This is a genomic window from Amycolatopsis deserti (assembly GCF_014653945.1).
In the GTDB taxonomy this organism is placed as follows: Bacteria; Actinomycetota; Actinomycetes; order Mycobacteriales; family Pseudonocardiaceae; genus Amycolatopsis_E; species Amycolatopsis_E deserti.
Window position 1 is genome coordinate 127727 of the sequence record NZ_BNAU01000002.1, and the last position, 23465, is coordinate 151191.

Annotated in this window: 20 protein-coding genes and 1 riboswitch; of the genes, 7 read left to right on the forward strand and 13 right to left on the reverse strand. The window is 74.3% G+C overall.

Annotation, left to right across the window (positions count from 1 at the left end; genetic code table 11):
• Positions 1 to 98: 98 nt before the first annotated feature.
• A complete protein-coding gene (locus tag IE290_RS09105; RefSeq protein ID WP_191244115.1) occupies positions 99 to 2606 on the forward strand; it encodes an ATP-dependent Clp protease ATP-binding subunit in 2508 nt (835 codons plus the stop codon).
• Complete coding sequence (locus IE290_RS09110) at positions 2603 to 2851, forward strand: DUF6480 family protein (RefSeq protein ID WP_191244116.1); 249 nt, start codon at positions 2603 to 2605, stop codon at positions 2849 to 2851. The genes IE290_RS09105 and IE290_RS09110 overlap by 4 nt, the downstream gene beginning before the upstream one ends.
• 378 nt (positions 2852 to 3229) lie before the next feature.
• On the opposite strand, the gene IE290_RS09115 is transcribed toward IE290_RS09110, so the two are convergent.
• Positions 3230 to 4054 carry an SCO6745 family protein gene (locus tag IE290_RS09115; RefSeq protein WP_191244117.1) on the reverse strand — a complete coding sequence of 275 codons (825 nt, stop codon included), beginning with the start codon at positions 4052 to 4054 and terminating at the stop codon, positions 3230 to 3232.
• A complete protein-coding gene (locus tag IE290_RS09120) occupies positions 4054 to 5466 on the reverse strand; it encodes an amidase (protein ID WP_191244118.1) in 1413 nt (470 codons plus the stop codon). The genes IE290_RS09115 and IE290_RS09120 overlap by 1 nt, the downstream gene beginning before the upstream one ends.
• A gap of 51 nt (positions 5467 to 5517) precedes the next feature.
• Between IE290_RS09120 and IE290_RS38195 the strand changes: the two genes are divergently transcribed.
• From IE290_RS38195 to IE290_RS09135, 3 genes are all read left to right on the forward strand, one after another.
• Positions 5518 to 5643, forward strand: a complete 126-nt coding sequence (locus IE290_RS38195) for a hypothetical protein (protein WP_268246330.1) — start codon at positions 5518 to 5520, stop codon at positions 5641 to 5643.
• 107 nt (positions 5644 to 5750) lie between these two features.
• Positions 5751 to 6485: an HAD family hydrolase gene (locus IE290_RS09130; RefSeq protein ID WP_191244119.1), complete on the forward strand. Its 735-nt coding sequence runs from the start codon at positions 5751 to 5753 to the stop codon at positions 6483 to 6485.
• On the forward strand, positions 6482 to 8860 hold the full coding sequence (locus IE290_RS09135; RefSeq protein WP_191244120.1) for a glycoside hydrolase family 65 protein: 2379 nt from the start codon (positions 6482 to 6484) through the stop codon (positions 8858 to 8860). The genes IE290_RS09130 and IE290_RS09135 overlap by 4 nt, the downstream gene beginning before the upstream one ends.
• A gap of 561 nt (positions 8861 to 9421) precedes the next feature.
• Here the strand turns inward: IE290_RS09135 and IE290_RS09140 are convergent.
• The gene (locus tag IE290_RS09140) at positions 9422 to 9595 is read right to left on the reverse strand and encodes a hypothetical protein (RefSeq protein WP_191244121.1); all 174 of its coding nucleotides are present in this window, start codon (positions 9593 to 9595) and stop codon (positions 9422 to 9424) included.
• A gap of 30 nt (positions 9596 to 9625) precedes the next feature.
• On the reverse strand, positions 9626 to 10405 hold the full coding sequence (locus tag IE290_RS09145) for an Fpg/Nei family DNA glycosylase (protein WP_191244122.1): 780 nt from the start codon (positions 10403 to 10405) through the stop codon (positions 9626 to 9628).
• An 85-nt stretch (positions 10406 to 10490) separates the two neighbouring features.
• Here IE290_RS09145 and IE290_RS09150 point away from each other — a divergent pair, with 85 nt between their 5' ends.
• Positions 10491 to 10871, forward strand: coding sequence for a nitroreductase family deazaflavin-dependent oxidoreductase (locus tag IE290_RS09150; RefSeq protein WP_191244123.1), 381 nt, complete (start codon positions 10491 to 10493; stop codon positions 10869 to 10871).
• Here the strand turns inward: IE290_RS09150 and IE290_RS09155 are convergent.
• Genes IE290_RS09155 through IE290_RS09165 form a run of 3 tightly spaced genes read right to left on the reverse strand, consistent with a single transcriptional unit; the run spans position 10864 to position 15237 of the window.
• Positions 10864 to 11904 carry an LLM class F420-dependent oxidoreductase gene (locus tag IE290_RS09155; protein ID WP_191244124.1) on the reverse strand — a complete coding sequence of 347 codons (1041 nt, stop codon included), beginning with the start codon at positions 11902 to 11904 and terminating at the stop codon, positions 10864 to 10866. The genes IE290_RS09150 and IE290_RS09155 overlap by 8 nt on opposite strands.
• A 49-nt stretch (positions 11905 to 11953) precedes the next feature.
• A complete protein-coding gene (locus tag IE290_RS09160) occupies positions 11954 to 13585 on the reverse strand; it encodes a DUF885 domain-containing protein (RefSeq protein WP_191244125.1) in 1632 nt (543 codons plus the stop codon).
• Positions 13582 to 15237, reverse strand: coding sequence for a DUF885 domain-containing protein (locus tag IE290_RS09165; RefSeq protein WP_191244126.1), 1656 nt, complete (start codon positions 15235 to 15237; stop codon positions 13582 to 13584). Before IE290_RS09165 ends, IE290_RS09160 begins: the two co-directional genes overlap by 4 nt.
• A 110-nt stretch (positions 15238 to 15347) precedes the next feature.
• On the opposite strand from IE290_RS09165, the gene IE290_RS09170 reads away from it, so the two are divergent.
• Positions 15348 to 16421: an AsnC family protein gene (locus tag IE290_RS09170; RefSeq protein ID WP_191244127.1), complete on the forward strand. Its 1074-nt coding sequence runs from the start codon at positions 15348 to 15350 to the stop codon at positions 16419 to 16421.
• Here the strand turns inward: IE290_RS09170 and IE290_RS09175 are convergent.
• From IE290_RS09175 to IE290_RS09200, 6 genes are all read right to left on the reverse strand, one after another.
• A complete protein-coding gene (locus IE290_RS09175; RefSeq protein WP_505606743.1) occupies positions 16399 to 16875 on the reverse strand; it encodes a WYL domain-containing protein in 477 nt (158 codons plus the stop codon). The genes IE290_RS09170 and IE290_RS09175 overlap by 23 nt on opposite strands.
• Positions 16876 to 16988: 113 nt before the next feature.
• Positions 16989 to 17903: an RluA family pseudouridine synthase gene (locus IE290_RS09180; RefSeq protein ID WP_229874350.1), complete on the reverse strand. Its 915-nt coding sequence runs from the start codon at positions 17901 to 17903 to the stop codon at positions 16989 to 16991.
• Between the two features lie 8 nt (positions 17904 to 17911).
• Positions 17912 to 18487, reverse strand: coding sequence for a signal peptidase II (gene lspA / locus IE290_RS09185; RefSeq protein ID WP_229874351.1), 576 nt, complete (start codon positions 18485 to 18487; stop codon positions 17912 to 17914).
• A 637-nt stretch (positions 18488 to 19124) separates the two neighbouring features.
• Positions 19125 to 20447: an aminotransferase class V-fold PLP-dependent enzyme gene (locus IE290_RS09190; RefSeq protein WP_191244129.1), complete on the reverse strand. Its 1323-nt coding sequence runs from the start codon at positions 20445 to 20447 to the stop codon at positions 19125 to 19127.
• Positions 20448 to 20482: 35 nt separating this feature from the next.
• Positions 20483 to 20597: riboswitch (SAM riboswitch) on the reverse strand.
• Between the two features lie 46 nt (positions 20598 to 20643).
• Positions 20644 to 22122, reverse strand: a complete 1479-nt coding sequence (locus IE290_RS09195; protein ID WP_191244130.1) for a potassium/proton antiporter — start codon at positions 22120 to 22122, stop codon at positions 20644 to 20646.
• 622 nt (positions 22123 to 22744) lie between these two features.
• Entirely contained in the window at positions 22745 to 23434 is a 690-nt protein-coding gene (locus tag IE290_RS09200) for an ArsR/SmtB family transcription factor (protein ID WP_191244131.1), read from the reverse strand.
• Between the last annotated feature and the right edge of the window lie 31 nt (positions 23435 to 23465).

Here is a 23465-nt window from a genome sequence, read left to right on the forward strand (position 1 = left end):
CGCGCACGGGTAGCCGACGTCGGTGGACGGCCCGGGCCCGCTCCGTCCGAAGTGGATCGCCGGGCCCGCACCCCGACGGCTAAGGAGTGTTCCCGCAGATGACCGGCTTCTTCGCGGGCGGGCCCGGCAGTCCGTTCGACCAGTTCCTGGCGCAGTTCTTCGGCAACGCCGTGCCCAGCAGACGGCCGAACGCGGTCGACATCACCCGCCTGATGTCCGGCCAGGCCCGGGAACTCGTCGCGCACGCCGCCGAGAAGGCCGCCGAGCAGGGCCGCACCGACGTCGACACCGAACAGCTGCTGTGGGCGGCCACCCAGGCGTCGCCGACGCGGCAGCTGCTGGAGAGCGCGGGCGCGAACCCCGAGGAGATCGCTCGCGAGATCGACCGGCACGGCAACGGCACCGGTCAGCGCAGCACGCCGGCGATGCTCGCGCCGGGGGCCAAGCGCACGCTGCTGGACGCGCACGGCATCGCCCGCACCCTCGGCTCCACCTACATCGGGCCCCAGCACCTGCTGCTCGCGCTCGTGGCCAACCCGGACTCCGCGGCCGGCCGCATCCTCGCGCGGGCGGGCGTCACCCCCGAGGCGTTCCAGGGCCCGTCACCGCAGCACGGCCGGCCCGAACAGCGGCCGCAGACCCGCACCGACACGCCGACGCTGGACCAGTACGGGCGCGATCTCACCGCCGAAGCGGCCGAGGGCGGCATCGACCCGGTCGTCGGGCGGGACGAGGAGATCGAGCAGACCATCGAGGTCCTGTCCCGGCGCACCAAGAACAACCCGGTCCTGATCGGCGAACCGGGCGTGGGCAAGACGGCCATCGTGGAGGGCCTGGCGCAGCGCATCTGCGACGGCGACGTGCCCGACCTGCTGTCCCGGCGCAAGGTGGTGCGGCTCGACCTGACCGCGATGGTCGCCGGCACCCGCTACCGCGGCGACTTCGAGGAGCGCATGACCAACCTCCTCGACGAGATCCGCGCTCACCGCGACCAGCTGATCGTGTTCATCGACGAACTGCACACCGTCGTCGGTGCGGGCTCCTCGGAGGGCTCGATGGGCGCGGGCAACATGCTCAAACCCGCCCTGGCGCGCGGCGAACTGCACATCGTCGGCGCGACCACGCTGGAGGAGTACCGGCAGCACATCGAAAACGACCCGGCGCTGGAGCGGCGGTTCCAGCCGATCCTGGTGCCCGAGCCGTCGGTGGCCGACACGGTCGCGATCCTGCACGGCCTGCGCGACCGGTACGAGGCGCACCACCAGGTCCGGTTCACCGACGAGGCGCTGGCCGCGGCCGCCGACCTGTCCGACCGCTACCTGACCGACCGGTTCCTGCCGGACAAGGCGATCGACCTGATCGACCAGGCGGGCGCACGGGTGCGGTTGCGTGCCGGGCGCCGTCCGCACGACGTGCGCGAGCTGCAGGCCCGGCTGGAGGAGCTGTCCCGGGACAAGGACCAGGCCGTCGCCGAGGAGAACTTCGAACGCGCCTCGGCCCTGCGCGACGAGATCGCCGGCCTGCGGGAGCAGCTGCGCACCGCGGACAGCGACGGGCGGCCCAGCGGCGCGCAGGAGGTGACGCGCGAGGACATCGCCGAGGTGATCTCGCGGCTGACCGGGGTCCCGGTGAACCAGCTGACCGAGGACGAGCGCGAGCGGCTGCTGCGGCTGGAGGAGCACCTGCACGAACGGGTCGTCGGGCAGGAGGAGGCGGTGGACGCGGTCGCCGAGGCGGTGCGCCGGTCGCGGGCCGGATTCGCGCCCCCGAACCGGCCTTACGGCAGTTTCCTGTTCCTCGGCCCGACCGGGGTCGGCAAGACCGAGCTGGCGCGGGCGCTGGCGGCGGCGCTGTTCGGCGACGAGGAGCGGATGATCCGGCTGGACATGTCCGAGTACGGCGAGCGGCACACGGTCAGCAGGCTGATCGGCGCTCCCCCGGGCTACGTCGGGTACGAGGAGGCCGGGCAGCTGACCGAGGCGGTGCGGCGGCGGCCCTACTCGGTGGTGCTGTTCGACGAGATCGAGAAGGCGCACCCGGAGATCTTCAACGTGCTGCTGCAGGTCCTCGACGACGGCAGGCTGACCGACGGGCGCGGGCGCACGGTGAACTTCACCAACACGGTGCTGATCATGACCAGCAACATCGGGTCGGAGATCATTTCCAGCAGCACGCAGGGCGCGCTCGGGTTCGGCACCGACCGCGGCGACGCCGAGGCGCCGCTGCGGGACCGGCTGATGCGGCGGCTGCGGGAGCAGTTCCGGCCGGAGTTCCTCAACCGGATCGACGAGATCATCGTGTTCCGCAAGCTCGAGGCCCGGCAGCTGGAGCAGATCACCGAGCTGATGCTGGAGCAGACGAAACGGCGGGCGCACGCGCAGGACATCACGCTGGAGTTCACGCCGGAAGCGGTGCAGTGGCTGGCGCGCGCCGGGTACCAGCCCGAGTTCGGCGCGCGCCCGATGCGCCGCACGATCCAGCGCGAGGTCGACAACCCGTTGTCGAGGATGATGCTGCGCGGCGAGCTGACCCCGGGCGCGCGGGTACGCGTGGCCGGCGGGGACAAGGGCTTGTCGTTCGACGTGTCAGAGGTGAGTTCCCGATGAGCGACCCGCGCCCCGGCGACGTCCCGCCCGACCCCGACCCCGCCCGGACGCCGGGGCTGGAACCCGGCGGAGGCGTGGCCCCCGGTGACACGCCCCCGGACTCGGGGCAGACCTCGGGCCTGTCGCACCACCAGCAGAAACCCCCGAGGGCCCTCCCCGTGGCGACCATCGTGATCGCGGTGGTGCTGGCCATCCTGGTGGCGGCGCTGCTGGTGGCGTCGGCAGTGGGCTGGCTGCAGTTCTGAGGCCGAGCCCGCGCTGCGGGTGGGCACGGCCACCGCTCGCGCTGGGCCTGATGCCTCGGCGGCGCCCCCGGCTGCAGGGGCGTCTCGGCGGCAACCCCGGCCGGGGCATCCCGGCGACCCGCTTCCACCGCACCGCCTGGCGCCGGGACAGCTCGGCGGCACGCGGCCGCGCCACGGCGAACAGCGGCTTCGCCGCCCGGCCGAACCAGATTCCGGCTCCAACGCGGATCCCCGCCGCCCAGCGGCGGTCAGCCACCCAGCCGCGGCCAGCCACCCGGCGCGGGCTGCGCCCCGCTCGGCCGCAGCACACCCTCGCGCCGCCCCGGCGCCCCCGCCGCCGATGCGGCCGGCCGCCCAGATCCGCCCGCCGCACTGCCGCTAAGGAGCCGGCGTCCCCACCGGGTTCGGGTGCGGTACCGGCGCCGGCACCAGCCCGCGCGCGATCGGCCGCAGCCAACCATCCAGGGCAGCCAGCTCCTCGTCACCCACGACCGAATACGGCACCGCCGCCAGCTCGTCCGTCCGCCGCTCGATGTGGGCCCGCAGGCGGGCGCCCTCCTCGGTGAGGCCGTCCGCACCGAGGAGTCCCCGTCCCGTCAAGCGCTCGCGGGCCGCGGTCCACTCCTCATCCGTCCAGCCGCGGTTCGGCGCCACCACGCTCCGGCTGCCGTCCGCCGCGTCGCGCAGGGCGTGCGCCTCCAGGCCGTCGATGCCCTCCGCGGCCAGCACCGCCACATGACCGTCGCCGCGGTGCTCGCGCAACGTGGTCGCCGCCTGCCAGAGCGCGGCGAGCGGCTCGTCCGGCCACGGCAACGCCGCGTTCGCCGCCCCCAGCGGCCGCCCCGCCCAGCCGACCGCCTCGACGACCCGCCGCAGCACCGAAAGCACCGGCTCCGGCACCTCCGGCACGTGCTCACGCAACGCTGCCACCGCACCCGCGCTCCGCGCCGCCAGCGCCTCCTCCGGGGACACCACGTCCCAGATCGCGGGCACCGATCGCGCCAGGAACGACGGCGCGAAGTTGTAGAACACCGCCGTCACCACGCCGAGACCCGCCGCCCCCAGCGGCGCCGCCCGCGTCCCGACGTACCCGCGCCAGAACCCGCGCAGCCCCGCGGCCTCGTGCGCCGCCCTCGCCTGCGGGGCGAAGTAGGTGACGTCATGCAGCGTCTCCAGCACCACCCACAGCTCCCGCGCCCTCATCACGCCACCGCCGGACGCTGCCGGCCCACCCGCGTGGCCTGTTCGAACGCGTGCCCCAGCTGCAGAACGGCGAAGTCCGCGCGGTGCGGCCCCACGATCTGCACCCCCACCGGCAGGCCGCCCGGCGTGAACCCGGCCGGCACCGACAGCGCGGGCGAGCCGCTGACCGTCACGAAGTACGCGGAACGCATCCAGTCCAGGTAGGTCTCCATGTCCTGCCCGGCGACCCGCGTCGGGTACTCCAGCTCGCCGTCGAACGGCGGCACCTGGCTCACCGGCAGCAGCAGGAAGTCGTAGCGGGTGAAGAACTCGCGGAAGCGGTGGAACAGCTCGGTGCGCAGGACCTCGGCGCGGCCCACGTCGGTCGCCGACAGCCGCAGCCCCTCCTCGGTGTTCCACACGATGGTGTCCTTGAGCCGGTCGCGCGCGGATTCCAGCAGCGGCCCGAACTTCACCGCGAACTGCCACGCCCGCAGGATGCGGAACGCCTCGTCCGCGCCGGCGAAGTCCGGGCAGTCGCGCTCCACCACGCATCCCAGGTCGGCGAACACCTTCGCCGAGGCCTCGACCACGTGCGCGACCTCCGGTTCCACCGGCACGCTCCCGCCCAGATCGGGCGACCACGCGATCCGCAGGCCCCGCACGTCGCGGTCCAGCGAGTGCGCGAATCCCTCCCCCGGCTCGTCCAGCGCGATCGGCGAGCGCGGGTCCGGCCCGGCGAGCACCGACAGCAGCAGGGCGGCGTCGGCGACCGTGCGGGCCATCGGACCCGCCGTCGCCAGCCCGGACCAGCCCAGCGGCGCCGGCCACGACGGCACCCGCCCGATCGACGGCCGGAAGCCCACGACGTTGCAGAACGACGCCGGGTTGCGCAGTGAGCCGCCGAGGTCACTGCCGTCGGCGAGTGGGTGCATCCCGGTGGCGAGGGCGGCCGCGGCGCCCCCGCTGCTGCCGCCCGCGGACCGGCTGGGGTCGTACGGGTTGCGGGTGGCGCCGAAGACCGGGTTGAACGTGTGCGATCCGGCGGCGAACTCCGGCACGTTGGTCTTGCCGAGGCTGATCACCCCGGCGGCGCGCATGCGCTCGATCACCAGCTCGTCCCGTTCGGGCACGTACTCGGCGTGCAGTGGCGAGCCGAACGTGGTGCGGATGCCGGCCGTCTCGTGGGTGTCCTTGTGCGCGACCGGGATGCCGTACAGGGGCGGCAGATCCTCGCCGCGGGCCGCGCGTTCGTCGGCCGCGGCTGCCTCGGCCAGCGCCCGCTCGGCGACCACCGTGACGACGGCGTTGACCCGCGGGTTGACGCGTTCGATCTGGTCGAGGTGCGCCTGGACGACCTCGCGGACGGACAGCTCACGCGCCCCGAGCGCGGCGCGCAGTTCCCGTGCGGTGCGGAAGACGATGTCGGTCACGGTTCGATCCTGCCAGCAACCCGGGCCGCGGGCGGATGAGACGATTCCGCGGTGACGAACGGGACGCAGCGCCGGGTGATCGACGGTCCCGCCGTCGAGGCGGCGCTGGACGGCCTCGGCGACCGTGACGGGGTGCGGGAGCGGGCGCAGCGGTTCTCCGTGCTGGCTGATCGGTAGCGTCTGACGTTGCTCGTCCGCACCCGGAGCACCAGAGCGGCGCGGTATAGGTCGTTATACGCAGTGGAAGGCGGCGGGCGCGCCCGTTCGCAGGTACCGTGCAGGGCATGATCGGGTTGCCCGACGGCATCACCGCGTGCCTGTTCGACCTGGACGGTGTCCTGACCGGCACCGCCGCGCTGCACCGGGAAGCCTGGAAGCAGACGTTCGACCAGTTCCTGCGCGAACGGGACGGAAGCGGTTTCCACCCGTTCACCGACGCCGACTACGCCAACTACGTGGACGGGCGGCCGCGGCTGGACGGGGTCCGCACGTTCCTCGCCGCCCGCGGGATCGACCTGCCCGAGGGCGACCCCGGCGACGCGGTGACCGAGCACACCGTGCACGGCCTGGGCAACCGCAAGAACGACCTCGTGCTGCGGATCATCGCCGAGCGCGGGCCCAACCCGTACGAGGGCTCGCGCCGGTACCTGGAGGCCGCGCGGGACGCGGGGCTGGCGATCGCGGTCGTCACGTCGTCGGCGAACGCGCAGGCCGTCCTCGACGCCGCCGGGTTCACCCCGTTCGTGCAGGCCCGCATCGACGGGCTGGTCATCACCCGCGACGGGCTGCGCGGCAAACCGGCGCCGGACTCGTTCCTGGCCGGGGCCAAGGCGCTGGGCGTCGAGCCGAAGCAGGCCGCCGTGTTCGAGGACGCGCTGGCGGGTGTCGAGGCGGGCCGGGCGGGGAACTTCGGGTTCGTCGTCGGCGTGAACCGGGCGGACCAGGCGGAGGCGCTGCGGGAGCACGGCGCCGACGTGGTGGTGGAGGATCTCGCGGAACTGTTGGGGGACCAGGCATGAGCCTCGTGACGCGCGGCTACGAGTGCGCGCCGTGGGAACTGCGGTGGCGCGGGCTGGCGGTCGACCAGTTGCAGCGCACCGAGTCGACGTTCGCGTTGTCGAACGGGCACATCGGCCTGCGCGGCACCCTCGAGGAGGGCGAGCCGCGCGGTTTGCCCGGCACCTACCTGAACGGCTTCTACGAAGAACACGAGCTGCCCTACGCCGAGGCCGGCTACGGCTACCCGGAAGCCGGGCAGACGATCGTCAACGTCACCGACGGCAAGATCATCCGCCTGCTGGTGGAGGACGAGCCGTTCGACATGCGCTACGGCACCGCGACCGCGCACGAGCGGGTGCTGGACTTCCGGACCGGCACGCTGAGCCGCACCACCGAGTGGTCGTCGCCGACCGGCCGGTGCGTGCGGGTGCGGACCCAGCGGCTGGTGTCGTTCACCCAGCGCGCGGTGGTGGCGATCCGGTACGAGGTCGAGCCGCTGGACGGGAAGATGCAGCTGGTGCTGCAGTCGGACCTCCTGGCCAACGAGCCGATCGAGTCGGACACCAGGGACCCGCGGGTGGCCGCGGCGCTGCAGTCGCCGCTGGAGTCGGAGTTCTTCCTCGCCGACCACTACCGCGCGGTGCTGGTGCACCAGACGCGGCGGTCCGGGTTGCGGGTGGCCGCGGCGATGGACCACCAGATCGAGTCGCCGGACGGGCTGCGCACCGACATCCTCGCCGAGGAGGACCTGGCGCGGCTGAGCATCGCGGTGGACGTGCCGCAGGGCAAGGTGCTGCGGCTGACGAAGTTCGTCGGCTACGGGTGGTCGGCGCAGCGTTCGGTGCCGGCGTTGCGCGCGCAGGTCGACGCCGCGCTGGCCGGGGCGCTGCAGACCGGCTGGGACGGGCTGCTGGCCGAGCAGCGCGCGTTCCTCGACGACTTCTGGGAGACCGCCGACGTCGAGATCGACGGCGACCCGGAGCTGCAGCAGGCGACGCGGTTCGCGTTGTTCCACATCCTGCAGGCCGGGGCCCGCGGCGAGAGCCGCGCGATCCCGGGCAAGGGGCTGACCGGGCCGGGCTACGACGGCCACGCCTTCTGGGACACCGAGTCGTTCGTGCTGCCGGTGCTGACCTACAGCGTGCCGGAAGCGGCGCGGGATGCGTTGCGGTGGCGGCATTCCACGCTGCCCAAGGCGCGGGAACGGGCGCGGCAGCTGGGACTGCGCGGCGCGGCGTTCCCGTGGCGGTCGATCAACGGCGCGGAGTGCTCGGCGTACTGGCCGGCGGGCACCGCGGCGTTCCACGTCAGCGCCGACATCGCCGACGCGGTCGCCCGCTACTACTGGGCCACCGGCGACGCGGATTTCGAGCGCCAGTGCGGCACCGAGCTGCTGCTGGAAACGGCGCGGCTGTGGATGTCGCTGGGCCACTTCGACCGGCACGGCCGCTTCCGCATCGACGGCGTGACCGGGCCGGACGAGTACTCGGCCGTCGCGGACAACAACGTCTACACGAACCTGATGGCGCAGCGGAACTTCCGCGAGGCGGCGGCCTCCTGCGAGCGGGTGCCGGAGGTCGCCGAACTGTTCGGTGTGGACGAATCCGAGCTGGCCGGCTGGCGGCAGGCGGCCGAGCGGATGTTCGTGCCGTACAACGAAGAGCTCGGGGTGCACCCGCAGTCGGAGGGGTTCACCGAGCACCTGGACTGGGACTTCGCGGGCACGCCGCTGGAGAACTACCCGCTGCTGCTGAACTACCCGTACTTCGACCTGTACCGCAAGCAGGTGGTCAAGCAGGCGGATCTGGTGCTGGCGCTGCACTTCCGGGGCGATGCGTTCACGCCGGAGCAGAAGCAGCGCAACTTCGCCTACTACGAGGCCCGTACGGTGCGGGACTCGTCGCTGTCGGCCGGTACGCAGTCGGTGATCGCGGCCGAGGTGGGGCACCTGGACCTCGCCTACGACTACCTGGGTGAGGCGGCGCTGACCGATCTGCACGACGTGCACAACAACGTCCGAAATGGACTGCACATGGCGTCGCTGGCCGGGGCGTGGATGGGGGTGGTCGCGGGCTTCGGCGGGATGCGCGACCACGACGGCAAGCTCACCTTCGCGCCGCGGCTGCCGCCCGCGCTGGACCGCATCCAGTTCCGCATGTGCTTCCGCGGCAGCCGGTTCGCGGTGGAGATCCACCGGACCGACGCGACGTACCGGCTGCTGTCCGGCAAGGAGGTGGAGATCCGGCACCACGGCGAGCCGATGTCGGTGACCGAGACCCCCACGACGAAGCCGATCCCGCCGATCGACCCCGGCCCGGAGCCGCACCAGCCGGCGGGCCGCGAGCCGGCCCACCGGGACCCCGCCCAGGTGCGGCGGAACATCGCCTCGCGCTGATTCGGGGCGGCTAGGGATTCGGGGATGGCCGCGGTTCCCGCCGGAGTGCTGGGGCGCCCGCGCTTCCGGCTGAGGGTTCAGGCGCGTCCGCACTGAAGGCAGAGTCGGCGGCCGCATTGCGGGACGGCCCGGGGCGCATGAGATTCGGAGCGGGCCCCGGGGCCGCCTCCTGCCGAGGCGGAGCCGCACTCCGCCCAGAGGCGGGACATCAACCGCTCCGCACCTCGACCGCCGGTGGGCCGGACTCGGCGCCCGCCGAAGCCGCGCCGCACCCGCCCGCACGGTGCGCGCCGCGGTGGTCAGCTCCGACCGCGTCGGATGGCTGCTCTCCGCGCGAGCCGGGCCCCCGCCGAGGCAAAAGCGCACCCGCCACGGGCCGGCCCGCCTGGCCCACGCGGCGCCAGCCCCTCGGCTCGCGCGCGCCGCGGCCGTCAACCCCCGCCCCGGCCGGCTGCCGCCGCCGAGGTGCGCCGGCTCAAACCAGTTACTCGGGCACCCGGCCGCGGGCGGTCTGCGGGGCGGCCGTCAACCCCGCCCCTGCCACCGCCTAGGCGCCCCCGCTCAGTCGGGGGGCTCGGGCACTCCCTCCTCCACCTCGATCTTCTCCGAGTTCGGCGGCTTTTCGACGTCCTCGGTGGGGCCGATGTCCAGATCGGGGTGCCGCACTTCGGGGAAGTCCGGGGACAGTGGGGGCTCCGGGTTGACCGGCTTCTTCTCGTCGTCCTTGTCGTTCATGGCACCGGCTTACCCCAATTCCCGCACCTGTCAACCGGCCTGGCACCGCGGGCACCACACCGTGCCCCGCCCGCCGACGCGGCCCCGGGCCAGCGCGCACCCGCACCGCGGGCACGACCCGGACGGCTCGTCCCGCCGGCCGGTCAGCCACGTCTTGCGCGGCGGCACCCGCCCGGCCTTCACCGCCTCCCGCAGCACCCGCCGCATCTCCCGGTGCACCCGGTCCGCCGCGCCGCGGTCCAGGTCCGCGGCCCGCACGTGCGGGTCGATCCGCGCCCGCCACAGGATCTCGTCGGCCAGCAGGTTGCCCAGCCCGGCCAGCACCGCCTGGTCGGTCAGCAACTGCTTGAGCCCCCGGCGACGGCCGAGCAGCTCCCGGAACCGCTCCTGGGACACCTCCAGCGCGTCCGGCCCGGTGCCGGCGAGCAGCCGGTGCAGCTCCGCGTCGTCCACAAGCAGCCGCAGCCCCTGCAGCTTGCGCATGTCCCGGTAGCGCAGCTCGCCGTCGTCGAAGGCGAAGATCACCCGGTCGTGCCGCTGCCGGTCATCCGGACCCGACCACTCCAGCGACCCGGTCATGCCGAAGTGCAGCACCACCGTCTCCGGGCCGCCGTCCACCGGCACGATCAGCCACTTCCCCAGCCGCCGCGGCTCGCCGAACCGCCGGCCCCGCAACACCTCCCGCAGCTTGCGCGCGCTCACTCCGCGCAGCACCCCCGCGTCGAGCGTGGTCACGCCGGTGATCGGCTTGCCCACGCCGTGCTCGGCGAGCGTGCGGCGGAACCCTTCCACGTCCGGCAGCTCGGGCATGCCGCAGCGTTCCACCGCACCCGCGCACCCAAACTTCAATTCATCATGTGTTGATTTCCGGCGGCGAGGCGGGCATGCTGATCCCATGGTGCTGCCGAAGAGCGTCGCCCGGTTCAACCGCGTCGCGACCAACCGCGTCCTGGGCCCGCTGACCAGGGGACTGCCCGGGTTCGCCACGATCGTCCACCGGGGCCGCAAGTCCGGGAAGACCTACCGGACACCGGTGAGCGTCTTCCGCGCCGACGGCGGCTTCGTCCTCGCCCTCACCTACGGGCCGGACACCGACTGGGTCCGCAACGTCCTGGCTGCCGGCGGCTGCGAGATCGAAACGCGGGGCCAGGTCGTGAAGACGACCCGGCCCCGCCTCGTGCACGACGAGCAGCGCCGCGCCATGCCTCCCGGCGTGCGCCAGATCCTGTCGGTCGTCGGCGTGACCGACTTCCTGTTCCTGGACCGGGTCAGCTGAGCAGTTCGCGCAGCTCGCTCACCACGCCGACGCGGCGCGCCGGGTCGGGCTCGAGGAAGGTGACCTGCAGGGTGGTGACCCCGGCCTCGCGCAGGGCGGCCAGCCGCTCCTTGATCAGCCCCTTCGGGCCGACCAGGGAGATCGCCTTGAGCAGCTCGGCCGGCACCGCGGCGGCGGCCTCCTCCTTCTTGCCGTCCAGGTAGAGGTCCTGGATCAGCTTCGCCTCGGCCTCGTAGCCGTACCGGCAGGCCAGCTCGTTGTAGAAGTTCTTGCCGCGGGCACCCATGCCGCCGACGTAGAGGGCGACGACCGGGCGGACCCAGTCGAGCATGTGGCCCACGTCCTCGCCGATCGCCACCGGCACGCCGACGGCGACGTCCAGCTCGCCCAGCGACGGGTCCCGCTTGGCCCTGCCCTCGGCCAGCGCCTCGCCCCACACCTCGGCCGCGCGCTCCGGGTGGAAGAAGATCGGCTGCCAGCCCTCGGCGATCTCCGCGGTCAGCGCCACGTTCTTGGGCCCGATCGCCGCGATCTGCACCGGGATGCGCTCGCGCACCGGGTGGTTGATGATCTTCAGCGGCTTGCCCAGTCCGGTGCCCTGGTCCGCGGGAAGCGGGATCTGGTAGTGCTTGCCGTCGTGCACCACGCGCTCGCGCCGCCAGACCTGGCGGCAGATCTCCACGATCTCGCGGGTGCGGCCCAGCGGCGCGTCGTACTTGACGCCGTGGAAGCCCTCGACGACCTGCGGCCCGGACGCGCCGATGCCGAGGATGAACCGGCCACCCGACACGAAGTCCAGGCCGGCCGCCGTCATCGCGGTCAGCGTCGGGGTCCGCGTGTAGATCTGCAGGATGCCCGACGCGAGCTGGACCCGCTCGGTCTTCGCCGCGACGTAGCCGAGCTGGCTGACCGCGTCGAACGAGTAGGCCTCGGGGATGGTGACGACGTCGAGGCCGGCCTTCTCCAGCTCGACGACGTCGCGGACGCTCTCGGCGAACCCGCCGGAGTACGAGATCTGGGTGCCGATCCGCATCGATGCCACCTTCTGTCCTAAGCGTGCGCTTACCTCTGTGCGGGTCAGACTACCGGCTGGTAATCCAGTGCGAAACCACCCGGTCGAGGACCGGCAGCGGGAGAATGCCGTGTCCCAGCACGACGTCGTGGAACTCGCGGATGTCGAACCGCTCCCCCAGCGTCCGCTCCGCACCCGCGCGGATCCGGTCGATCTCCAGCCGTCCCGTCATGTAGGACAGCGCCTGGCCCGGGCAGCCCGCGTAGCGGTCGATCTCCTCCTCGATCTCCAGCGGCGCCATCGGCGTGTTCTCGCGCAGGTAGTCCACCGCCCGCTGCCGGGACCAGCCCAGCGCGTGCAGACCGGTGTCGACGACCAGCCGCGCGGCGCGCATCGCGTCCTGGGTCAGCATCCCGAGCCTGGCCACGTCGCCGGTGTAGAGGCCCATCTCCTCGGCCAGCCGCTCGGCGTAGAGGCCCCAGCCCTCGGTGTAGGCGGTGACGTCGGCGACGCGGCGCAGCAACGGCAGGTCCAGCCCGAGCGCCAGCGACAGCTGGAAGTGGTGGCCAGGGACTGCCTCGTGGTAGGCGATCGCCTCGCTGACGTGCCGGAACCGCTCCCCGGCGTGGAAGGTGTTGGCGTAGTAGATCCCCGGCCGGGAGCCGTCCAGCGCCGGTTCGACGTAGTAGGCGATGGTGCCGGCGTCGGCGTCGCTCTCGGGCACCGGGCGCACCTCGCACCGCGCGGACGGGATCGTCTTGAACCACCGGGGCGCCTCGGTCTCCGCCCGCTCGATCGCGGCGCGCGCGGCGGCCAGCAGCTCCTCGCCGCTGCCCCACCGCAGCGCGGGATCGGTGCGCAGGCGCCGGAAGATCTCGGCCGGCTCACCCGTCCCGAACACCCGGCGGCCGATCGTGCGGAACTCCCCGGTCAGGTCGGCGATCAGCGCCAGGCCGATGTCGTGCAGCTCCTGCGCGGTGCGCTCGGTGGTGGTGTGCGCGCGGATCAGCCCGGCGTAGCGCAGCAGGCCGCCGGGCTGCCAGCACAGCCCGGCCTCTTCGGCGGGCCGCGCTCGCGGCCGTAGCTCCCCGGCGAGGAACTCGCGGTAGCGGGTCAGCGCGGGCCGCACGAAGCCGGCCAGCAGCGCGTCCCGCTCGGCGGCCAGTGTCTCCGACCCGACGTCCAGCCGCAGCGACGCGAGCTCCGGCGCGGCGAGCATCCGGTCGAAGTAGCCGATCGCCGCGTCCACCAGGAAGTCCGGCGGGACCAGGTCGCCGGACTGCCGCTCCACCACCTGGTCCACGAAGGACGGGAACGCGGCGAGCCGGGCGAGGAAGCCCCGCGCCCGGGTCTCGTCGGTCAGCTCGATCATCGGCAGCGTCATCAGCAGCAGCTGCACCGGGCCGGTGAAGGCGTCGCTGACGGCGAACTCGGGCAGCCGCGCGTCCAGCACGTCGACCGAGGCCCGGGCCTGCTGGACCACGACGTCGCGGGTCACCGGCTCCACCGGACCCTGCGGAGTGGCGGCTTCGGCGCGGGCGGCGATGTCCAGGCAGGCCGCCCGGTGCCGGGCCTGCGCCGCCGCGGACAGGTCGGGCAACCGGTCGTGGTCGCCAGGCAGGCCGAGCACCGACGGGCGCAGCGGATCGGCCTCGAACAACCGGCCGGTGAGCTCGTCGGCGAGCGCGTCCACCTCGCTCATGCCCGCGCGATCCACTCGTCGACGACGCCCGCCAGCACCGACAGCGGCAGCGCACCGCCGCCGAGGACCAGGTCGTGGAAGGCGCGGATGTCGAACCGCTCCCCCAGCGCCTGCTCGGCCCGCGCCCGCACGCGCTGGATCTCCAGCCGCCCCACCATGTAGGACAGCGCCTGGCCCGGGTAGGCGATGTAGCGGTCCACTTCGGACTCGATCTCCACCTGCGGCATCGGGGTGTGCTCGCGCAGGTAGTCCACGGCCTGCCGGCGGGACCAGCCCTTGGCGTGCAGACCGGTGTCCACCACCAGGCGCCCGGCGCGCATCGAGTCCATGGTGAGCATCCCGAGCAGCGCGACGTTGTCGGAGTACAGGCCCATCTCGGCGGCCAGCCGCTCGCTGTAGAGGCCCCAGCCCTCGGCGTAGGCGTTGAAGTCCCCGATCCGGCGCAGCAACGGCAGGTCCGTGAGCGTCAGCGCCGTGGAGAGCTGGAAGTGGTGGCCGGGAATGGCCTCGTGGAACGCCATCACCTCGGCAGCGTGCCGGAACCGCTCGGTCACCTCGTGGGTGTTGGCGAAGTAGATGCCCGGCCGCGAGCCGTCGACCGCGGGCTGCAGGTAGAACGCCGCCGGCCCGCCGGGTGCTTCGGCCGCGGGCACCGGCTCCACCACCCACGGGTGCGGCGGGATCCGGCCGAACCAGCGCGGCGCGGCCTCTTCCGCGCGGCTGATCGCCGACCGCGCGGTGTCGAGCAGCTCCTCCGCACTGCGCCAGCGCAGCTGCGGATCGGTCCGCAGCCGCCGGAAGATCTCGGCCAGGTCGTCGGTGCCGAACACGCGGGAGCCGATCTCGCGGTACTCGCCGGCCAGCTCGCCGATGATGCGCAGGCCGGTTTCGTGCAGCTCGTCCGGGGTGCGGTCGGTAGTGGTGTGCGTGCGCGCCAGGGAGGCGTAGACGCGCTCGCCGTCGGGCAGCCAGCACACGCCGGGCTTCTCCGGCGGGCGCCCGTGCGGCGCGATGTCGGTGGCGAGGGCGTCCCGGTAGGCGGCGAACGCGGGCCGCACGACCTCGGCCAGCACCCGTTCGCGCGCGGCGGCGAACTCCTCACTCGGCGCGGGCTGCCGCAGCAGCGGGTCGGCGTCCGGCGCGGCCAGGTAGCGGTCCAGGTGCGCGATCGCGGCGCGCACCAGGTGCTCGACCGGGACCCGCCCGGCGGCGATGCCCGCGCGGTGCCGGTCGGCGGCCTGCTCCAGGTACCGGGGGATCGCGGCGAGCCGGTCGAGGTGGCGACGGCCTTGCTCGTCGTCCGGCACGCCGATCATCGGCAGGATGGTCAGCAGGCCGACCGCGGGGGCGATGAAGATGTCGCTGATCGTGAACTCGACTAGGTGGGTGTCCAGCCGGTCCAGGTTGCCGCGGGCCTGGCTCAGCAGCACGTCCCGGGTCACCCGGTCCTCCGCGCTCAGCCCGGCCGGGTCGATCGCCTCGGCGCGCCGGACGAACTCCGCGAGCCGGTCGCGGTGGGCGGCCTCGGCCTCGGCACTGAGATCGCCGAGCCCGGTCCTCTCGGACTCCAGCCCCAGCACCGCGGGCCACAGCGGCTCCGCGTCGAACAGGGCTTCCACGAACTCGTCGGCGAGCTTCACGACCTCGGTCATCCATCCATCCCAGTGTCGTCGGGGTGCGCGTGCCGCCAGCCTAGAACCTCCGGGGGTCGCGCCGGGGTGAACGAGGAGGCCGGACCGGCCAGCGGGTAGCGTTTCCCGCTGTGGCCGTGACCGATCCCGCTGATGCCCGCCTGCTCGCCGCACTGGCCGAGCTGGGCAAGGTGGCCGTGCACGAACTCGCGGCCCGCGTGGGCATGGACCCGCGGGAGGCCGCCTACCGCCTGGTCGCCCTGTCCGGCAGCGGGCTGCCGCTGCTGGTCGGCGTGGAGAGCGACCCGCAGGGCCTGCGCGCGGCGCTCGCCGGGGCGTTCCCCGCCGCGCCGCAGACGCCGCGCCCGGCGCACGGCCCTCCCCTCGCGCCGTACCAGGTTCCGACCCCCGGCTACCCGGCGCCGGGCGCGCCCTCCGGGGCCGTGCCGGCCGGGCCGTCGCACCCGCAGTCCGGCCCCGTGCCGTCGGCCGGCTTCCCGCCGCCGTCCGCGCCCGGGTACCCGCCGCCCGCCCGGCCCGGCGGTTCCGGCGCGGGGGTCCCGCCGCAGAACGGCCCCGGCGGCGCTCGCCCGCCGGGCGGCGTGCCCTCCGGCCCGTACCAGGTCCCGGCGCCGCCCGCCGGGGGCTCGGGGCCGTACCAGGTCGCCGGTGTCGTGTCCGGGCCGTATCCCGCGCCGCTGGACCCGGTGATCAGCACGTGGGGCCCGCCGCAGACGGCGTCCTGGGCCCGGGGCGACCAGCGGCCCGCGCCACCAGCGGGCCCGCGCACCGGCAAGATCGGCGACAGCCTCGCCGGGCAGGGCCTCGAGGGCGAGCAGCTCACCGTGCAGCTGCTCGAGGTGCAGGACCCGGCGGACTACCTGTTCGGCGCGGCCGGGTACCGGCTCGAACCGGGTGAGCGGGCGGTCGTGGTGCACACCGAGGTCACCAACAAGGGGCCGATCCCGTTCGTGTCGCTGCCGGACAACTACCTCGAGCTGCTCACCGAGGACGGCACGCCGGTGGCGAAGGCGCCGGTGTCGCTGACGTCCCGGCCGCCGCACAAGATCGGGGTCCAGCCCGGTGAGACGGCGGGCGGCCACACGGTCTACGTGCTGCCCGAGTCCACCCGGGTGGTGGCGGTGCGCTGGAGCCCGCGCCCGGAGCCGGACGACCGCTCCCTCACCTGGTCGCTCGAGGACTAGGACAACCGCCGCCCGGGGAGCCACAAGCGCTGGTCGAGCTGTCGTCGCCGGAGTGGACCGGGCCGGCACCGCGATCCGGCCGGGCTCGCGGCGGGTCCGGCCGCGGACCTGTCGGGCCACCACGGTGACCTGGTCGGCGCCGGTCCGGAAACCGCGTGCCGCGTTCCCGCCACGCGCGATCCAGGTCGTCCCGGTCCGGCCGCCGCGCGGGTTCGGCGAGTTCCACGGCTGCCAGGATCCGGGACAGCCGGTAGGTGCGGTCCACGCCGGACCTCGTGGTCAGCAGACAACCCTGGCCGCGGACGGTGACCAGGCCGATCGGGTCCACCGTCCGCCACCGCGGGGCCTGGCCCGCGGACGCGTAGTGGATGCGCAGCCGGTGCCCGGCGAACACCGCGGGCCGGACCTCGGCCACGCGGCTCGCGAGGAGGTCGGTTTCCGGGGCGACGAGCAACCGCTGGGCCCCCCGCGGCGACGTCCCGGTGGCTTTCCGGGAGCGCGTCGATCTCACACAGCGCGGTGCGCGGCCTGGTGGTCGAGCTCGAGGGCACCGCGGTCGCGTGACGCTCAGCTCTCCGCGCGCAGCACGTCCAGCGCGTGCGACAGGTCCTCCGGGTAGGGCGCCTCGAACTGGACCCAGCGGCCGTCGGCGGGGTGGGCGAAGCCGAGGGTGCGGGCGTGCAGCCACTGCCGGGTCAGGCCGAGCTTGCGGGCCAGCACCGGGTCCGCGCCGTAGGTCAGGTCGCCGGCGCACGGGTGCCGCAGCGCCGAGAAGTGCACCCGGATCTGGTGGGTGCGGCCGGTCTCCAGCTTGACGTCCACCAGGGACGCCGCGCGGAACGCCTCGATCACCTCGTAGTGGGTGACCGACGGGCGGCCCCCGGCGACGACGGCGAACTTGTAGTCGTGCCGGGGGTGCCGGTCGATCGGCGCGTCGATCGTGCCGCGCGTCGGGTCCGGGTGGCCCTGCACGACGGCGTGGTAGCCCTTGTCGACGGTGCGTTCCTTGAACGCGCGCTTGAGCACGGTGTAGGCGTGCTCGCTCTTGGCCACGACCATCACGCCGGTGGTGCCGGCGTCGAGGCGGTGCACGACCCCCTGGCGCTCGGCCGCGCCCGAGGTGGAGATGCGCAACCCGGCGGCGGCGAGCCCGCCGATGACGGTGGGCCCGGTCCAGCCGGGGCTGGGGTGCGCGGCGACGCCGACCGGCTTGGACACGACCACGATGTCGTCGTCGTCGTGGAGGATGCGCAGGCCCTCGACCGGTTCGGCGATCACCTCGACCGGGTTGTCCGGGTCGGGCAGGGTCACCTCGAGCAGCACCCCGGCGGAGAGGCGGTCGGACTTGCCCGCGGGACGGCCGTCGAGCAGGACGTCGCCGGACTCGGCCAGCTCCGCGACGACCGTGCGGGACAAGCCGAGCAGCTTCGCCAGGCCCGCGTCCACGCGCATGCCGTCGAGCCCGTCCGGGACGGGCAGCATCCGGGCGCTCAACGCTTGGCCCTCTTGACGGTGCCGTCGTACTCGCGGCCGAGCAGGGACAGCAGCACGATCAGCACGCCGCCGACGCAGATCGCCGAGTCGGCCACGTTGAAGACCGGCCACACGTCGCCGTTGGGCGCGAACAGCGACACGAAGTCGACGACGTGGCCGCGCAGGACGCCGGGCGCGCGGAAGACGCGGTCGGCCAGGTTGCCGAGCGCGCCGGCGAGGATGAGCCCGAGCCCGATCGCCCAGCCGACCGAGCGCAGCCGCTTGGCGAACCAGATCAGCGCGACGACCACCCCGAACGCGACGATCGCGAACACCCAGGTCATGCCCGTGACGCCCATGCCGAAGGCGGCGAAGGGGTTGCGGATGAGCTGCAGGTAGACGAGCCCGCCGAGCACCCGGACCGGCTCGTGCCCCTCCAGGGTCGCCACGACGACCGACTTGGTCAGGACGTCCGCCGCGAACACGACGATCGCGATCACGGCCAGCAGCAGGGCACGCCGCGGGGGCGGGGACGCCGGCTGCTCGTCCGGCACGGTGTCCGGGTTCGGGGAGGGCTGGGGGTCACTGCTCACCAAGCCATTGTCCACGCCTGCCGGTTCGGTCCTGGTTCAGGCCAGGAAACGGGCAGGAAGCGGCCGGAGCGGGACCGCCGGGCTCGCGCACCTTGGCCGGGGCCGCCGCAGCCGGCCCGGCCCGCGGGCCGGAACCCGTTCGCGGCACGCGATCTGATTACCTGCCCCGCGCCGCGGGGTCGCAGGCCGGAAAGCCGCCGGCCGCGCGGCCCGATTGCCGCCCCGCCCCGCGGGGCCGCTCAAGCCAGGGCAGCGGCCGCGGGGCCGGGCAATGCGCCCCAGCACGCGCGCGGATCAGTTACCGCACAGCAGCCAGCCGGCGCCCACGGCCGGAAACCCCGCATGGGTGCGAGGCCCGATCGCGGGCCCCCGCGCCCCGGGGGCCAGGCCCGGAAAAGCCGCCAGTCCCGCACCGCGGGGCAGGGCCGCCAAGCCCCGGGCCGACTCACCACCCCACCGCGCACCACCAGCCGGCCCGGCTCGCCCAAGACGCACCCCCGCCAGCCGCGCGAGACCCAATCGCCCACCCCGCACCGCGAGGCCACCGGCCCGCCAACAGCCCGAGCCGGCTCGCCACCCTGCCGCACAGTGCAGCTCACACCGGGCAACCCACCCGCGGCCCGGTCGCGAACCCCGGTCAGGCCAGGAAACCCGGCAGCGGCCGCGGGTCCGGGCACGGCGCCCACCGGCCGTCCACCACGCCGTAGGTCCACCGGGCGCCCCGGGCGATGATCTGCCTCAGCGCGGTCACCAGGCGGTCGACGTGCTCGGCCGTGGTGCCCAGCCCGAGGCTCACCCGCAGCGCCTGCTGCCCCTCCCCGCCGGTGCGCTCCACCAGCCGTCGCACGGCGATGTGCGCGCAGAACGCCCCGTCGCGCACGCCGATGCCGTACTCGGCCGAGAGGACCGCCGCCACCCAGCCCGGCTCGAACCCGTCGAGCACGAAGCTCACCGTGCCGACCCGCTCGGCCGCGCCGTCGAACAGCCGCAGCTCCGCCAGCCCCGGCACCGCCGCGAGCCCCCGCGTCAGCCGCTCCAGCAGCTCCCGCTCGTGCGCCACCACCGCGTCCCACGACCCGGCCAGCTGCTCGCACGCCACGCCCAGCGCGTACACCCCGACGGTGTTGGGCGAACCGGCCTCATGCCGCTCCACCCCGCTCTGCCACGCCACCCCGAGCCCGTCGCCGTCGCGGCGCACGGACTTCGTCGCGCCGCCGCCGGCCAGGTACGGGTCCGCCGCGCGCAGCCAGTCGCCCCGCCCGATCAGCGCGCCCGCCCCGAACGGCGCGTACAGCTTGTGCCCGGACAGCACCACGTAGTCCACGTCCAGCTCGCGCACCGAGATCGGCCGGTGCGGGGCCAGCTGCGCGCCGTCCAGCGCGATGCGCGCGCCGTGCCGCCGGGCCACCGCCGCGATCTCGGCCACCGGCAGCAGCTCGCCGGTCACGTTCGACGCGCCGGTCACGACCACCAGCCGCGGCCCCTCCGGACACTCCGCCAGCGCACTGTCCACAGCGGACACCGCGGCCAGCCGGGTGTTCGGCAGCGGGATCCGGCGCACGTTCGGGCCGCGCCACGGCAGCAGCGCCGCGTGGTGCTCGGTGTCGAACAGCACCACCGACGTGTGCCGCGGCAGGCTGCGGGCCAGCAGGTTCAGCGCGTCGGTGGTGTTGCGGGTGAACACGACCGCGTCGGAGGACCGCGCGCCGACGAACCGGCGCAGCACGTCCCGGGTGCGCTCGTAGACCTTTGTGGACACCTGCGAGGCGAACCCGGCGCCGCGGTGCACGCTGGCGTAGTGCGGCAGGAACTCGTCCACCGCGCGCCGCACCGACTCCAGGCACGGGGCGCTGGCCGCGTGGTCGAGGTTGGCGTAGTCCAGCTCCCCGCCGGTGACCAGCGGAACGGCCGCGGCGGCGGTGACGGCGGGGGTGGTGACGCGTTCGAGAGCGAGAGTCATCGGAAAGGCTCCTCGGGTCCAGGGACCCGCAAGGGGGTCCGCGCTTGCCCGCCGCACCTCGCGACGAGCCAGGTCCTCACCCGGGGCACCCCACCGCGGAAGGAGGGTTGCCGGCCAGCGAGCCGGGGCTTGGCGCTGGCACTCATGACCTACGCGGACACAGTAACCGATCGCCCCCGGCGCGCGCCAGCGGGTCTCACGTGCCGGACTCGCCCTTCCAGCGGGCCAGCGGCCCGGCCCGGTCCACCGCGCGGATGCGCCGCTCGGCCGCCTCCCGCGCGGACTCGGTGCTCACGATCAGGATCTGGTCCCCGCGCTGCAGCCGGTCGGTGCGCTGCGGGGTGAAGCTGCGGCCGTCGCGGACGATCAGGCTCAGCGACGCCCCGGCCGGCAGCCGCAGCTCCGACAGGTACACGCCGTGCAGGCGGGAGCCGGGCTGGATCCTGACCTGGAGCAGCTCGGCCTGCAGCTCGTCCAGGGGCGCGGCGTCGACCTGGACCTCCTGCGGCTCCGCCTCCGCGGGCAGCCGCAGGATCCGCGCAAGGCGGCCGAGCGTGACGCCCTGGACGAGGGTGAGCACGATCACGAGCACGAACACGGCGTCGACGAGCCGCTGCGCCCCCGGCATCTGCTCGGCCAGCGGGATCATCGCCAGCACGATCGGCACCGCGCCACGCAGCCCCGCCCAGGACAGGAACACCTGCTCGCGCAGCGGAACGCGGAACGGCAGCTGGGTGACGAGCACCGACAGCGGGCGCGCGAGCAGCAGCAGGACGGCGGCGGCGATCAGGCCGGGCACGACCGACTCCATCAGCCGCTCGGGCGAGGCGAACAGGCCCAGCAGCACGAACAGCCCGATCTGGGCGAGCCAGCCCAGCCCCTCGGCGAACGACACCGTGTCCGACCGGTGCGGCAGCCGGGCGTTGCCCAGCACCACCGCCGCCACGTAGGTGGCCAGCAGCCCGGACGCGTGCAGCAGCTGTCCGGACGAGTAGGCCACCACGCACACCGCGACCGTCGCGAGTGGATAGAGACCGGTGGCGGGCAGCGCCGCGCGCCGCAGCGCCCAGACCCCGGCGAAGCCGAGCACCAGGCCCAGCGCCAGGCCGGCGGCCAGTTCGTAGACCACGAGCAGCGGCAGCGACCAGTCCACCAGGGTGCCCTGGGCCAGCACGACGACGGCGATGTAGGCCGGGGCGTCGTTGATACCGGACTCCAGCTCGAGGGTGCCCACCAGCCGCTTCGGCAGGCCGGCGCTGCGCAGCACGGAGAACACCGCGGCCGAGTCGGTGGGGGCCAGCACCGCGCCCCACAGCAGGGCGGTCCGCCAGTCCAGGCCGAGCAGCCAGTGCAGGGCGGGCCCGGTGATCGCGATGCTCAGCCCGACCGCCACAGTGGACAGTGCCACTCCCTGGCGCAGCGCGGGTTTCACCGCCGACCAGCGGGTCGTCAGGCCGCCCTCGGTGAGGATCATGACCAGGGCGGCCAGGCCCAGCGCCTGGGTGAGGAACGGGTCGGAGAACTGGATGCCGAACCCGGCTTCGCCGAGCAGCACGCCGATCGCGAGGTACAGCAGCAGCGACGGCAGGCCCAGCCGGGTGGAGAAGCGGACCGCGAGAACGGCGGCCAGCAGGACGGCCGCGCCCAGCCCCAGCACGACCGGCAGCTCGCCCACCCGCACCTCCCCTGCCCGGTTTCTCCGGGTCTCAGGATAAGGAGGGCAGGGGCCCCGCCGCGCCCCGGTGGGTCCCCCGGCGGCTCGCCGAGCCGTTCCCGTTGCCCGGCAAGGAGATCGCGCCGCCGACGGCAGGTACGCGCCCGGTGACGAGGAGTGCCGGGTCGAGGGGACCGCCCCGGCCGCGGAGCAGGCGGTTCCCCGGGCGCTCGGCCGGCAACTCCACCCCCAGGCGCGCCAGCGGCTCCCCCGCCGCCGGCAACACCCGGACCGCCCGGTTCGGGTGATGCTCGAACCAGCCCTGCTCGGCCCCGTGCGCGAACAGCGCCGCCGGGAGCGAGCTCACGCGGTTCCCGCGCCCGGCCGGCGACTCCACCCCCGGCGCCCCAGCGGCTCCACCGCACCCGGACCGCCCGCCGCCCGAACCAACCCCGCTCGACCCATGCCCGAACAACACGACCAGCCGCGGATCAGGCGGTCCCCGGGGCGCTCGGCCGGCAACTCCACCCCCCAGACACGCCAGCGGCCCCACCGCAGCCGGCAACACCCGAACAGCCCGGACCGCACGCCGCCCGAACCAATCCCGCTCGACCTATGCCCGAACAACACCGCCAGCCGCGGATCAGGCGGTTGCCGGGCGCTCGGCCGGCAACTCCACCCCCAGGCGCGCCAGCGGCTCCTCCGCCGCCGGCAACACCCGGACCGCCCGGTCCGGGCGCCGCTCGAACCAGCCGTGCTCGACCCCGTGCGCGAACAGCGCCGCCGGGAGCGAGCCGCCCAGGTGGTCGCGGCGTTCGGTCCAGTCCAGGCACGCCCGCAGCAACGGGCGCCGCCCCGCGGGGATCGCCACCCCCAGCTCGCCCAGCACCGCCCGGCCGCGCGCGGTCAGCGCCAGCCCCGCGCGCTCGGTGATCAGCCCGGTCCGGATCATGCCGTCCCGCAGGGCCACGCCGGCCGTCCCGGCCAGGTGGTCGTAGCAGGTGCGCGCGAACGCCAGCCGCCGGACGCGAAGCGACTCGCGCAGGCCCGTGGTCGACCGGTGCTCGGCGTGCTGTGCCAGGTGCTCGATCAGCTCGGCCACCCGCGGGTCGGCGATCCGCACGTACCGGTGCCGCCCCTGCTTCACCCCCGCGACGAACCCCGCCTCCACCAGCCGCGCGACGTGCTCGCTCGCCGTCGACGGGGCGATCCCCGCCGAGCGGGCCAGCTCCCCCACGGTCCACGCGCGCCCGTCGAGCAGGGCCAGGCACATCGCCGCCCGGCTCGGGTCGGCGAGCACCGCGGCCACCTCGGCCAGCGCGATCGTCTCCACGCCGACCACCGTAGCCACCGAAGGCATCGGC